Origin of the sequence: Paenibacillus sp. LHD-38, from assembly GCF_031157315.1 — a bacterium.
Classification (GTDB): Bacteria; Bacillota; Bacilli; order Paenibacillales; family Paenibacillaceae; genus Pristimantibacillus.
The window spans coordinates 88,664-102,355 of the sequence record NZ_JAVIFU010000009.1; the positions used below are offsets into that span (position 1 = coordinate 88,664).

The 13,692-nt window shown below is 42.7% G+C and carries 11 protein-coding genes and 2 pseudogenes; 2 read left to right on the forward strand and 11 right to left on the reverse strand.

Features of this window, described 5'->3' with window-relative positions; translation table 11 throughout:
* Positions 1 to 149 precede the first annotated feature (149 nt).
* On the forward strand, positions 150 to 2,195 hold the full coding sequence (locus RCO25_RS09920) for an RICIN domain-containing protein (protein WP_308995990.1): 2,046 nt from the start codon (positions 150 to 152) through the stop codon (positions 2,193 to 2,195).
* An 85-nt stretch (positions 2,196 to 2,280) separates the two neighbouring features.
* Here the strand turns inward: RCO25_RS09920 and RCO25_RS09925 are convergent, their stop codons facing one another.
* The 10 genes and pseudogenes from RCO25_RS09925 to RCO25_RS09970 all read right to left on the reverse strand — a co-directional run bounded on the left by RCO25_RS09925 (position 2,281) and on the right by RCO25_RS09970 (position 12,364).
* The gene (locus RCO25_RS09925; RefSeq protein ID WP_308995991.1) at positions 2,281 to 3,033 is read right to left on the reverse strand and encodes an SDR family NAD(P)-dependent oxidoreductase; all 753 of its coding nucleotides are present in this window, start codon (positions 3,031 to 3,033) and stop codon (positions 2,281 to 2,283) included.
* Between the two features lie 607 nt (positions 3,034 to 3,640).
* Positions 3,641 to 4,618: a hypothetical protein gene (locus RCO25_RS09930; protein WP_308995992.1), complete on the reverse strand. Its 978-nt coding sequence runs from the start codon at positions 4,616 to 4,618 to the stop codon at positions 3,641 to 3,643.
* A 2-nt stretch (positions 4,619 to 4,620) separates the two neighbouring features.
* Positions 4,621 to 5,289 (reverse strand): RHS repeat-associated core domain-containing protein, encoded by a 669-nt coding sequence (locus RCO25_RS09935; RefSeq protein WP_308995993.1) that lies wholly within the window; start codon positions 5,287 to 5,289, stop codon positions 4,621 to 4,623.
* A gap of 90 nt (positions 5,290 to 5,379) precedes the next feature.
* Positions 5,380 to 6,614 (reverse strand): annotated as a pseudogene (locus tag RCO25_RS09940) (IS110 family RNA-guided transposase).
* Between the two features lie 236 nt (positions 6,615 to 6,850).
* A pseudogene (locus RCO25_RS09945) lies at positions 6,851 to 7,402 on the reverse strand (recombinase family protein); the annotation flags it as partial.
* Positions 7,403 to 7,601: 199 nt separating this feature from the next.
* Positions 7,602 to 8,630 carry a transposase gene (locus RCO25_RS09950; RefSeq protein WP_308995994.1) on the reverse strand — a complete coding sequence of 343 codons (1,029 nt, stop codon included), beginning with the start codon at positions 8,628 to 8,630 and terminating at the stop codon, positions 7,602 to 7,604.
* A gap of 158 nt (positions 8,631 to 8,788) precedes the next feature.
* On the reverse strand, positions 8,789 to 9,322 hold the full coding sequence (locus tag RCO25_RS09955; protein ID WP_308995995.1) for a hypothetical protein: 534 nt from the start codon (positions 9,320 to 9,322) through the stop codon (positions 8,789 to 8,791).
* Between the two features lie 23 nt (positions 9,323 to 9,345).
* The gene (locus RCO25_RS09960) at positions 9,346 to 10,023 is read right to left on the reverse strand and encodes a hypothetical protein (RefSeq protein ID WP_308995996.1); all 678 of its coding nucleotides are present in this window, start codon (positions 10,021 to 10,023) and stop codon (positions 9,346 to 9,348) included.
* A 98-nt stretch (positions 10,024 to 10,121) separates the two neighbouring features.
* Positions 10,122 to 11,357 (reverse strand): IS110 family RNA-guided transposase, encoded by a 1,236-nt coding sequence (locus tag RCO25_RS09965; protein ID WP_308995997.1) that lies wholly within the window; start codon positions 11,355 to 11,357, stop codon positions 10,122 to 10,124.
* Between the two features lie 230 nt (positions 11,358 to 11,587).
* Entirely contained in the window at positions 11,588 to 12,364 is a 777-nt protein-coding gene (locus RCO25_RS09970) for a recombinase family protein (RefSeq protein WP_308995998.1), read from the reverse strand.
* 162 nt (positions 12,365 to 12,526) lie between these two features.
* Between RCO25_RS09970 and RCO25_RS09975 the strand changes: the two genes are divergently transcribed.
* A complete protein-coding gene (locus tag RCO25_RS09975) occupies positions 12,527 to 12,733 on the forward strand; it encodes a helix-turn-helix domain-containing protein (RefSeq protein WP_308995999.1) in 207 nt (68 codons plus the stop codon).
* Positions 12,734 to 12,736: 3 nt separating this feature from the next.
* On the opposite strand, the gene RCO25_RS09980 is transcribed toward RCO25_RS09975, so the two are convergent.
* Complete coding sequence (locus RCO25_RS09980; protein ID WP_308996000.1) at positions 12,737 to 13,585, reverse strand: replication initiation factor family protein; 849 nt, start codon at positions 13,583 to 13,585, stop codon at positions 12,737 to 12,739.
* Positions 13,586 to 13,692: the final 107 nt, after the last annotated feature.

Consider the following 13,692-nt stretch of genomic DNA (forward strand, 5'->3'; position numbering starts at 1 on the left):
GTATAGATCCACCCTTCAATCCTCATTTCCGCCTGTCCACTTCATTAGAAAGACTTTTATTATACTAATTTCAGTATATATTTAAATACTGACATACCTTATAATCCGTTTTGAAGCGCTTACATTAAGATTAAAGGAGATGATTTTACTTGTACTTAACCAAAAAAATGAGAATCACTGCAAGCTCAACCGCCTTACTGCTTATACTCACTACCCTGTTAGCCTGCCTTCAAGCTTTTGCGGCACCAGGCTTAGCTTGGCCCTCGAACACCACTACTGTATTTACTCCATCTAATGGAGGTGTATGGTATCCACGTTTGCTTAAGCTTAACAATAACGACATTCTTGCTTCCTTTGATACGAATGCCGGCGGCGGCAAAACAAGAATAATGATAGCCCGAAGCAAAGACGGCGGTCATAGCTGGTCTCCTGCCATACAGGCTGCGGCAGATGCTAGCGGCGATGTTGGAAACGGACAAATGCTGCAACTTGCTAACGGCGATATTTGGTTATCCTACCGGCTTGTCGTGCAATCCGGCTCCAATTACAGCACCTATCTCAAAACAAGAAAAAGCACGGACGGCGGCAATACGTGGTCGGATCTCGCAAACGGACAGATCGGCGCAACTACTGCCAGCTCCTTCAAAGGCTTATGGGAGCCGCATCTGCAAATGTTAGGCAATACCGTTGCTGTTTATTATGCGGATGACGGTCCTGCGGCAGCCGGAACAACGGGTCTTCAAAAGCTCATCATGAAAACCTGGACCGGAAACGGCTGGAGCGCCGAAACGGTTGTCAGCGACGGCGTTGCCGCGGGTTCGAGAGACGGCATGCCCGTCATCACCCAAATGGCGGACGGAAAATATATACTTGTTTTCGAAGCGACAGACGTTCCTGGTCATCCCTTCGTCATCAAATATAAGATTTCAACTGACGGCTATAACTGGAATGTGCCCCGTCAAACCTTGTATATCCCTTCAAAAACCGGCAAAAAAGCCGGCACTCCCTTTGTCGTAAAGCTTGGAGACGGACGTCTTCTTGCATCTTTCCAAACCGATAATGACAGCATCAACACCGGCGATGCCTACTCCTCCATGTATACGATGATCAGCGCGGATAATGGCGTGACCTGGCAGTTCCGCTCCAATATTTTCCCGGTAAGCGACTCTACCAGCTCCAATTGGAATGCTTTGCTCCCGGTAGACGCTACGCATGTGCTGGCTGCAACAAGCTCGGACTATCCCAGCAGCGGCGTTTATGTTCGCTTCGGCCATGCCGTCACACCCTCCAACACAAATCTGCTTACGAATTGGAGCTTCGAAACCGCCAATGTAAGCGGCTGGTCCACGTACGGCGATGATTATCCCGCACGAATTAAGGTTCACGGAACAAATGACGGCGTTGGCGTCCCGGCCGCAGAAGGCAATCATTTTATCGGATTAGCCGGGACGAGCGGGCCTGCAACGGCTTATGTCGGTCAAACCATAAGCGGTCTAGATAACGGCAATTATACGATGCGCGCATATATGCGAAGCAGCGGAGGGCAAAGCGCATGCGTTATGGAAGCCAAAGACTTTGGCGGTACGATGCGGCAAATAAATTGTCCGGTAACGACGGCTTGGACGCCGGTTACCCTCTCCAATATTGCGGTTACGAACGGACAAGCAACAGTTGGTTTTTTTGCCTCAAACACGCTGGCAAACCAATGGGCCGATATTGACCGGGTTGAATTTTATCGGAATGACGCTTATAACGGAGTCGTATCCGGCGGCGTGTATAAGCTCGTAAATTCGAACAGTGGTAAAGCGCTCGAAGTCGACGGCTGGGGAATGGCAAACGGAGCCAACGTGCAAATTTGGACGGAAGGCGCGAGCCAAGCGAATCAGCTCTGGCAAATCACGCATGTGGGAGGCGGAGCATACAAGCTCATTAATACGAATAGCGGAAAAGCTCTTGAGGTTAACGGCTGGGGCACGGCGAACGGTGCGAACGTGCAAATCTGGGATTATGCCGGTACCCCTAATCAGCTTTGGAAGGTCGTGGATACAGGCAGCGGTTATATGAAGCTTATCGACTCAAACAGCAATAAGGCATTAGACGTAGCAGGCTCGGGCACGGCGGACGGCACCAACGTGCAAATTTGGGATGATCAGAACAACGGTGCCCAAAGGTGGAAGCTTGTCCGGGTGAGTTAATCGAAGTTAATCGAAGGATTCGGGGTCTCGCGAGGGTTACATCCCTAGCGAGACCCCTTCTTTTTGGGATTAACCCAAACACAGACTATTCCTCGTAAATCATCCTTCGTGTCATTCCGCCGTCCAGCGTGATGTGGGTACCCGTCACAAAGTCATTTAGGGGATCCGTCAAATAAAGGCATGCCCGCGCAACATCCTCCGGCTTTCCGACTCGCTGCGATGGATGCTGGTTATGGTCCGCATCACGCAGCTGGCTGTAATCGCCCGTTTCAATCCAGCCAGGACATATCGCGTTGACCGTAATTCGGTCCGGACCTAAAGATACGGCCATCGCATGCGTCAGCGACAAAATCCCTCCCTTGGAGGCGGCATAAGCCTCCGAATTCGGCTCCGACATCATCGCCCGCGTTGAGGAAATGTTCACGATTGCTCCGCCGCCCGTTGACCGCATAAGCTTCGCTGCTTCCCGCGAGCAGACAAACGTCCCGCGCAAATTCGTATTGACGACGCTGTCCCACTCCTCGATCTCCAAATCATAGGGAGATTTCCATATGCCAAAGCCGGCGTTGTTAATGACAATATCCAGACGGCCAACAAGCGTTTGTATATCCTGCAGGAGCCGCGTAATCTCCTCAGGCTTGCTCATATCAGTCGTAATGGAAACGGAATGATAGCCGGCCTCCTCCAGCAGCAAACCCGTTTGCTCCAGCCCTTCTTCATTTTTATCCGCAATAATAGGAAGCGCTCCTTGCTCGGCGTAAGCCAGCGCGAGCGCCCGGCCGATACCTGCTCCGGCGCCTGTTATGAGTACATTTTTATCCTCGTATGTTAATTTCATTTGAATTCCTCCTCAGGCTATTCCAGCTTTACGTTAGAGTTTAAAGCAAACTAATTGAAAATGGAAATAGCTTCAACAGCCAGGGAAATACACTATATCGCCGTAATTTTTTGAGAACTCCAAGTTCTCACCCATGCGCGTTTCGAATCAGCAGATCGGCTGGCTCTTGACCACATCAAAAAAAATGCTTTCCTTCCGACAGTCACGTTCCACGAAAGCACATTCGGTACCTTTTAAGTGAAATTGTTATTACTGCACCATCTGCATTAATAATTACTTGAATATCCCCTAATATATATTTCAGATCGCCATTTCGTTCTACCACAGGTTTTACATTGGATAAAATTATTACGGCTATGGACATCGTTCCTTTTGAGGTATTTCAATTCCATACGCTAGAAGACGACAAACAAACATATAAAATGCTCTATATTCGCTTTTAGTGGAACAAAAAACAGACATAGCCAAGCACAAATAGAGCTACGAGTCGCAAGAATGACTCAACCACTACTCATACACTTGGAGCGGTTATTGGTGTTGTTATCGGGTAATATAGCTGTGGATAAAAATAAACCACATGGAGTTATAACTCCATGTGGCTGCAACTCTACATCTTACTAATATTCTCCCAAACAATATTCCCTTTATCATCAACCTCGTAAGCATAGCAAACCTTGGCCCGATTCTTTGAAACAATATTCCTCTTTTCATCGAAATAATACATTACTAATCTAACTCCTCCATGAGAGCATTTGTCAGAAAAAATCTCTATTGAAGCATTTTCAGGATTCTGGGTCATGTTATCTTCATCATTTAGCCATTGTACAATATCATCCATCCCCGTCTGTTTTCTGAAAGACCATTGAATATTACGACTATCTGCTAACTCATAATCCCATATTGAAGAGTACAATGTTATTCTTAAACTATCTTCAGGCAACTCCGTTTTTTCATAGCATCCATTACAATTTAAGAGTATTTTTTTAGGAATATATTGATAATACCGTTTCGAAAACCACATCTTCCAACACGAACCAAACCATAGATCATTGGTATAATGTGAATGTCCAGGTAATTGTTCTACATCAACAATATACTCTTTTTTGTATATCGGATCTGGTTTAATCGCAATATTCTCAATGGACTTACCAAGTCGTTCATATTGATTAATGTCTCTATTGTTTTGCCAAAATTGATCTTCGGCAGAACAAACAAATGAAACGATACCATTGTACTTTAAAAAGGCATTCTCTATTTGCTGTACAATATACAAGATGGTATATTTTTCAATGTTTGATTTATTAATATGTCCCTGTACAAAAGAGTGAAACCGTCCCTTTCGCACTACAAAATCATTTCCCTCTGATTCTATGGAAACGTTAAAGAAATCAATCACATTGAATCTTTTTTTTGCTTTATTTAACAGTATCGTTTTATTGTATTCCATTTCTTCTGTACCGATAATTTTGGAACTCCACATTTTTTCAGGTTTGAACCAAACAAGCGAATCCAACCATTCTTCATAATGTGATACTGTTACAGATTCATTTGGTATAATAATCTTAAAAAAAATATTATCTGACATTTTTAAAACTCCTCAACTCGAATAATAAGATCCCCAGCTTCATCTTGAAACTTTTTCAAGTCAATATCATCTTTAGTACCCTTTGGTACAATGAGATGCAGAATCCTATGATTAAATGTCACTAATTTATTATTTATAAATATATCACGTTCTGTTAAAGATTCAACAAATCTAGATAATTGCAAAGAAAGTCCACTACTGCTGTACAATCTTGGGTCAATTGTTTTAACACTAACAACATATCCACCATAATGACTGACAAAATCGATTATTGGATAGTAACCTCCCATCGTACTACCAATATTGAACCAGTCTTCAGCATCATAAGTTGTTTTTGCTAATAATGATTCTAAGAATTCTCCCCTTGCGAACGGTGTAAGATTCTTCCAAATTTTATCTGAAAAGAGTTCTTTTGCTACTCCTTCCTGTATCATTGCACCAACTTCATCAGCAAGTTCTTCCCAAAACATTAGTCTTGCTGTTTTCTTTTTGATACTCCTAGCATCCTTGTCAACATTATCCCAAAAGCCAAACGAAACATATACTTCACTTTGTTTCCATCTCTCAGAATCTTCCTTTTCACTATATTTCAGATAACCACTCGAATCTGTATAGATTAACGGGTTATTTTCCACATAAGTATACAAGTTCAAACTGAGCGGATTCGTCAATTCCCCTTCATACGTATCCTAGTTAATAAAACGGAACTTAGAATAAAGAAGGTGGCAACTGGAATGCCATTCCAATTACAACCAATTATATCATCCTGCTTGCTGGATCGGTAAGGTCGGCATCACGTAAACGGATTTGTTTTTCATCATTGCGTAAATAATATTTACCAGTTTTCGCATGATGCAAACAATCGCTTGCTGCTTCGTTTTGCCTTCTGCTAGTCTTTGCTCATAGTAGGCATGAAAATGTGGATTCCTTGGCTCTTTCTTGGTGCGAGTAACGGCAATTTGTCGAATAGCAAAGCTTTTGAATATGTCATGCAGTTCTCGGTTACCTTGCTTACTCTTGTAGTTTCTTGACTTGTTCCCAGAACCTACAGTTACAGGTGCGATTCCTGCGAATCGAGCAAGCTTGTCTGCTGATGAAAATCGGTGAATATCTCCTATTTCAGCAACGAGTTCTGCCGCTGTTACTAATTCAATGCCTGTCATGGATTCAAGCTGAAAACCAAGCTGTTTCATCAAGTCCTCTATTTCTACTTCAATGCTGGCTATTTCCTTCTTTAGAAAGCCTATGGTTTTCACCTGACTCTTCACAACAGAATCTCGTGAATCCTGAAAACCCCTATACGTATCACCGTCAGCAGCAATCAACGATAAGATTTGACTAGCCTTCTTATTAGAGAGTCCATTGTTACTATGACTACGTAGAAATTAGCAAGTTCATCCTCTAATACGTCTGTTAGCTTCTGTGGAGAAGGATAAGACTCCCAAAAGGCAAGTGCCGTTTTGCCATCAACTTCTGAGAAGAACTTTTTATAACTTGGATACGGATAGCTAATTTGCTGATGTAATTTCTTAACCGTTCCAGACAAGCTATTTGCTAACCACTTCCTTTGCGTTATAAGCTGACTAATCGCCCAGTATAGGTCAATTGGCTTTGCGTCAGGCAAATTGTGCAATTCATCACGCAAGACTCTTGCAACACATTCTGCATCCCAACTGACAGATTTCTCAACCGTCACATGGCTCTTTCTTCTAGCGTTAGATAACTTAGGATTAGCCTCTTTTACCCAGCACTGCTGTTCTTTCAGATAGACAGCCAACCCTCTGCCGTAACCGCCTACATCTTCCAAGCCATAAACCACGGATAACTTCTTTTTTGTATGCTTCTTCACTTCCTTAGCAAGCAAAGAGAAAGCGGATGGCTTGTTGTCAAACTTGATTTCTCCTAGCTTTTTATTCCAGTAATCCGTAATGACGGCTGTATGATGCTGTTTTTGGAGGTCAACTCCCACATAGATAAGATTTTGCTGTTCAATCATCTTTGTTCGCCCCTTTTGTCATTGTTATTTAAATCGTTACTAATAAGTTCGATTCTCATTTCACACAAGATTCATTACTACGTAGATACTTGCTCTGTATGAATCCAGCCCATTAGTAACCACTCAAAGAGCGGCTAGAACATCAACGGTAAGATAAGGTTGCATCCTCAGTTCGAGCGTTCAGAGCCGCAAAGACACGTTAGCAATCTCTTATTCACCTTAATTGTATTCCTTGACTAAATAATAGCTTGATGCAATCCATCTGCTTCAATCTGTCCGTAACGATACTTTCCTTGATAAAATGATTTGCGGTCTAGGATGCGTTTTACCTGTACCTTGGTAAATGACTTTCCTTGCTCCGTAGTGAAACCTTCTTCATTCAACTGCTCTGCTAATGCGGATAGTGACCATCCTTGAAACTTTGCTTTTAATTGAAATAATCTCTTTACGATTGCTGCTTGCTTCTCGTCAATAACGATTTTCTTTGAACCACGCTTTCCCTTATAACCAAAAGGAATGCCACCCCCTGCAAACTTGCCTTCGGATGCTTTCTTGTTTCTCCCACGCCCTAGCTTCATCGTAATCTCTAGGCGTTGATAAGCATCCAACAATTCCATCAAACCATTGATTAAAAAGTCTGATGGGTCTTTCTTAAAAATGCTGTATGTTGGCTGCTCAATGCTTTGAATATCGATGCTATGCCGTTTTAATTCACGATGTACAAGCACTTTGACAATATCGCTTCTCCATAACCTGCTTGTGTTTAGAACGACCACGTAATCAACCTTATCACTAGCTATAAAACGACATCATTCTTTGCTGTGGATGAAAGAGTAAGGCAGAACAATTGAAGGGAAGTGATTACGATGTAGGCATCGTACCGAATCGCTGCTTTGGTCTTCAACTGGGTTCAATATATCCGCTACATACTGCAGTGGCAGTGACCAGCGCTTTACTTCTTCGTATAATGAGCGGAATTCATTTAATTTACTGAATATTCTGATTATGTTTTGGAGTCGCAAGGGCTCTTTTTTTACTCAGGCTGCTTTCAAGCGATGCCTGTATGGCTTCTGATGTCTCATAGATTCGTAGGCCTGGCAAATCCAAAGGAGGATTACCATCTTCCAATAGAACGGAACGTACTGCTGCTAAATAGTCTCTTGCTACTTCAGCTTCTTCGGAGTCGTCTTGATCTAGCTTTCTTTCAATAGCACGTATGCCGCGGAGACTTTTCTTTATGCATGTTTTTAATTTTCGATCAATATCCACAATGGGCTTGGCAACATCTTTTAAATAATGATACTGACAGTACTGATACGGGACTTCAGGAAGCAGTGACTCCATAGCAAGACGAATAGACTGCTGTCCGTCTGAAACGATACCAATGATGGGAAAGCCTAAATCAATAACGGGTTGAATGAGGCTCTTCAGTTCTTCAGCGGAGCTGCTTTTCACACTTTTTGCGACGAGGATCGTCCCGCTGAACACTTCTCTGATGACATAAAGTGTCTCATTACCTTTCTCAGGTTGCACACCATCCATGGAGATCATAATTCCCCCATGCTGATCGACAACCTGCTGGAGTTCGTCCTTCACAAATTTAGTTACACTCGAGCGTAACAGTGTTAGATAACGTTCATACAATCTTTGCGAGTTCCGTTCCGATGTAGATACACCGCGCTCCTTGAGTTCTTCGGTAATTTCTGCAATGGTCATGTGTTGCTTGAAGCGAAGCTGGCCAACTAAGGCAAGTACGTCAAAACCATACGAAGTATGCTTCATAGCAAGCAACGCTGCTTCTGCGGATTTGTAGTATGTTTTTGGGTATGCACAGTTTGGATTAGAACAAACGTAGGCCATGCTCCAAGCTTGAATAACGCCGTTTAGCGTGGATATATTTTTCTTCCAGGCTGTATGACTTCGCTTCAGTTTTGCTCTGCAGTGAACGCAGCAAGAGAATTCGGGCTGGAAGTATATTTTTCTTTCAGGAATGATTCGATTCTTCGGTAATGGCATGAGAAAACCTCCGTTAAAGTATGTCTTAAATACTTCAACAGAGGTAACTGGAAATCCTTGTTAGTCAATTGGTCAGTCGTAAAAAAAAAACCACATGGAGTTTTTACACTCGCATGTGGTAATTGACAAACAAACCACCGGTAAGTATTGGGCCATTCCTAAAGAGACAACGAAAAGTAATCAATAAAGTAGCCGTTTTGATCAATTTCGCCCAAGGCAACATCAAATATATCACTGATTTTACTCGCAGGTCTTCCGCAGTTTACCAATAACCACGAAACTATAGTGTCAATTGCAACTGCTTCGTATACCTTTCCATATACACCGGATGATGTATATGCAGTGTCAGGGATATAAATAGCAAAATCGGCTTTGAGAAGCTGGCTAATCCGCCTACACACCATACGTACTTCTTCTACCTCAACCTCATTTTCATTATCTACGAAACTCATCCATCGCATTGGAAACTCTAACTGACAGCACTTTTCCCCAAATAGTAGTTTAAGAGAGTGCGGGCCATAAATGTGAATATCTCCTTCCCCCCAACTTCTATCAGGACTAATTTTCCAAATTTCTTGAGAAGTTTCTTCATACAGTTCTTGGATGTTTAATAAATTTAATTCCTTAACTATGTCGTCTATCTTACTTAATACAAGATCATGTGAAAAAATAGCAGTTAAATCTGCGCCCATGACAGCCCTCCTAAAAATTTAGTCTAAACCGTGACTCCGTCATACTCTCGCATTATCGTACCTGTAATTATACCATTATGTGTCCATATCTCTAAAGTAAACTCAGTGTTATAACGCTCCAATTTTGTTGAACTATAGAAAAATAAGTCAAATATATCTAGTGCATTGTAACTATCTTTATTAACGTAGTATGTCAAATCGACAATAACTTTGTCAGCCAACTGGATATTAAATCCTTTTGCTATATTATCTAAAGTAGTTCTACGGTTAAAATTACCATCCTCTGGTTTAGGCGTCTTAAGCTCCACCTTTAATCCATTAACAAAAAAATCAAAATTCCCATATTTTTTGTTAGTCATTATATTTGCTACCACGTTATATCCAAAATCGGCTAATTTATTGGCGACATGTTCTTCTTCATCGCGCCATCTCTGATTTTTTTTATCCGTGGATCCCCCACCATATCCATTTAATGAACTCCAACTCATCGTTTCTATACCGACGCTTTTTAAGAACTCACGATCCGAATACTCACCTTCCCACCAAGCATTTGCTCTCTCACCATAAGCAGAACCATATGTTTGTGTGAAGTACCCATATGAAAAGTCAAGACCCTTTCTTTTATTCCCATCAGGATCCACATAGATCAACGGATTATTATGAACATACGTATAAAGATTCTGACTCAGCGGATTCGTCAATTCCCCTTCATAAGTATCCTAGTTAATAAACCGTTCAATCTCCAATAAAATGGACGGTGACTGTTTCGTAACAATCGCCGCCCGTTGCTATGATTATATCATGCCGCTTCTTGACTGGATACAACTGGAATCACATATGCCGCCTTAGTTTTCATCAAGTAATAGATGACGTTGACGAGTTTCCGCATGATACAAACGATGGCTTGCTGTTTGGTCTTTCCTACCGCCATCTTCTGCTCATAATAAGCATGGAAGTAAGGATTGCGTGGCTCTTTCTTGGTACGAGTAACGGCAATTTGCCGGATAGCAAGGGCTTTGAATATGTCATGTAGTTCCCTGTTCCCTTGCTTGCTCTTGTAATTTCGATGTTTGTTCCCTGAACCTACAGCTATTGGTGCAATTCCTGCGAATCGTGCTAACTTATCAGGACTTGCGAAGCGGTGAATGTCTCCAATCTCCGCTACCAGTTCAGCCGCCGTAACCAATTCTATCCCTGTCATCGTTTCAAGTTGAAAGCCAAGCTGATTCATCAAACTCTCGATTTCTCGCTCAATACGAGCCAATTCTCGCTCGTAGAAGCGTATATTGCGGACAAGTCCTTTGACGATAAAGTCACGTTTATCTTGGAAATCTCGGCTTGTATCGCCATCCTCAGCGATTAACGTTAGAATTTGCTCTGCCTTCTTGGTTGATAGTGCGTAGTTGCTCAGTTTTCGGAGATACGTTGCCAGTTCCTTTCCCCCCACGCCGGACAATCGAGAAGGAGAGGGATACTTATGCCAAAACGCTAACGCTGTCTTACCATCAACCTCAGAGAAGAACTTCTTGTAACTCGGATAATGATAGCCTAGTTGCTGATGAAGCCGCTTGACCATCCCTGTCAGGCTCTTGGATTGCCATTTCCGTTGCGTCACAAGCTGACTGATTGCCCAGTATAGGTCGATTGGCTTTGCATCCGGCAGATTATACAATTCATCCCTTAGAACCTTGGCTACACATTCTGCATCCCATGAATCGGATTTCTGAATGGTTACGTGGCTCTTACGCCTGTTATTTGCCAGTTTCGCATTAACTTCCTTTACCCAACAACCTTTCTCGGTCAGGTACACCGCCAATGCTCTGCCGTAGCCGCCCACATCCTCCAAGCCATAAACGACCTTCATTCCCTTTTTCGAGTGCTTCTTGACTTCCTTCTCAAGCTGAGGAAATGCAGTCGGCTTGTTTTCGAACTTGATTTCTCCTAACTTCTGATTCCAACAGTCGATGATGACCGCTGTATGATGCTGTTTGTGAAGGTCAACCCCAACATAAACGAGTTTATCCGGCTGAATCATGCGCTGTTCACTCCTTGTTGGTTAGATTGAATGATTACTGATAGGTTAGAATTGCATACTCAACTCAAGTAGACATCGCCACAAAGACACGTAAGCAAAACTCTAACCCATGAGTAACCACCCAATCGGATGGTTATGGAATAGTCCTATAATATAGAGCCGCATCCTCAGTTCGAGCGGACAAGCCGCAAAGATACGTTAGCGAAATTCTACATTAAGTCATGCTCAGGCTAGATTATGGCTTGGTGAAGTCCATCGGCTTTGATGTCCCCGTAGAGATACAAACCTTGGTAAAACTCTTTCCGATCAAGGATTCGCTTGATCTGTACTTTCGTAAACTTCTTGCCTTGCGCTGTCGTGAATCGGTCGTAGTTCATCTGATAAGCCAGTTCTGATAATGACCAGTCAGGAAACAGTTCCTTTAGTTCAAATACTCGCTGAACGGCTTGGGCTTCATCGAGATTGATTTCGATTGTTTTCTGACCTTTCTTGGCTTTGTAACCGAACGTCGCCCGACCTCCGGCGTAGCCACCCTGTTGGGCTTTCTTGTTGCGTCCTCGGCTTAATTTCATGATAATTTCAAGTCGTTGGTAAGCGTCGAGCAATTCCATCAGTCCATTAATCAAGAAATCGGATGGGTCTTTTTTATAGATGCTGTAAGTCGGCTGTTCGATGCTCTTGACATCCACACCGTACTTCTTAAACTCCCGATGAACCAATACTTTTACGATGTCAGACCGCCATAATCGACTTGTATTGAGGACAACAACTGCATCAATGTCTTGGGCGGCAATAACGGCTAACATCGTCTGAAAGCCAATTCTTTCCACCTCAAGCGCATCCTCGTCTACTTTCGCTCCACTGATACCTTCATCTGTAAAGATGTCCTGCAAGTACCATCCTTGTTCCTGACAATAGGAACGGATTTCATCCTGTTGGTACGATAAACTGTAACCGTCTTTGGCTTGTCCACTCGTTGAAACTCTGACATAACCGATGACTTTCATGCTGTTTCCTCCCTCACCGTTACGATAATTGAGATTATTGTAACGGCATTCCGATATGAAATTAATTATATATCGCAATACCGATATAATCAATCTTATTTTGTTGAATCTCAATTTGTAACGGTATATAGTTATAGAAACACTACTGGAGGAATTTTATATATGCCTGTACGACTGCGTTTGAGAGAAATTCTAGCCGAGAAGGGTATTACTCAAAGAGAGTTAGCCCGATTAATGAACGTCCGACCCAATACTATTAGCCATCTTTGCTCCGATAAAGTCAATGCCGCTTATTTTGACACATTGGAGCAACTTTGCAAAACACTCGACATTCAACTCCACGACTTGATTGTTATGGAGGAAGAATAGCCTTTATTGTGCTACAGCAACCTTACTAATCACACCACCCAAGACTGCACAAGGAATCGTTATTACTTCTTCCCATTGCTCCGCCGCCACTGTATCAAAGTTAAGAATAGTACGTTTTCGCATCTCCGCTTTAATCTGACTACGATAATAGTAGGTCACATCCTTTTGTTCCAGTTCGCCACGCATCACGCCTTGAACCTGCCGCAAAAGCTTTGGCTTCAATTGTTCCAGTTCGGTTACATGAGCGCATAGATATAATCTGTTAAACACAGGTGGATACTGCACAAGCTTGTCCATTGGTATCTTCTCATCCGGCTTATACACGATTTCAAACCTCGTTAGTTCGCCTTCAATGGTTTTACCTTGTTTTTGTAATAACTCCAGTCGCTTGTCATACACCCTGCAATATCCGGCTACTTGTCGTTGATGGCGTTTGTTTGAGTAAAACGTTCCTTTCCGTTTCTTCATATTCCGCCCAGTCAACGAAAGGACGAACAGTTCTGTCAAAGGTATTGGAATATCAAACGCCACTTCCGAGCGAACGTGTAGAATCTCATTGGCATGGTTTCCAATCTTGGAAATCCATGAACGAAAATGAACCAATGATTCGGGTGGGCATTCTAACCGAAGTGTATGCTTCCTTGCTAGTCGGGCATAAACCAATTGATACGAAAGATATGCCCAATGCTTACCATCCCTCACTCTAACACGATACTTGAATCCTTTGTCCTTCACGTAAAACGAAGCGTTGTAGTATTCACAAAGCCGCTGACGAAGCGGATTGAAGAATGTCCAATATACATTTGTAAAGTCCACTACAATACGGTCTATTGAAACCTTCACGCCTTTCATGTTCAGCCCCCATCGGAAATTTTTTAACGAATTTCCGTCTATAATTAGAGGGCAAGGTGGCTAGCCTTAACGTTGCCTTACCTGTATATATCAATTGATCGTCACCA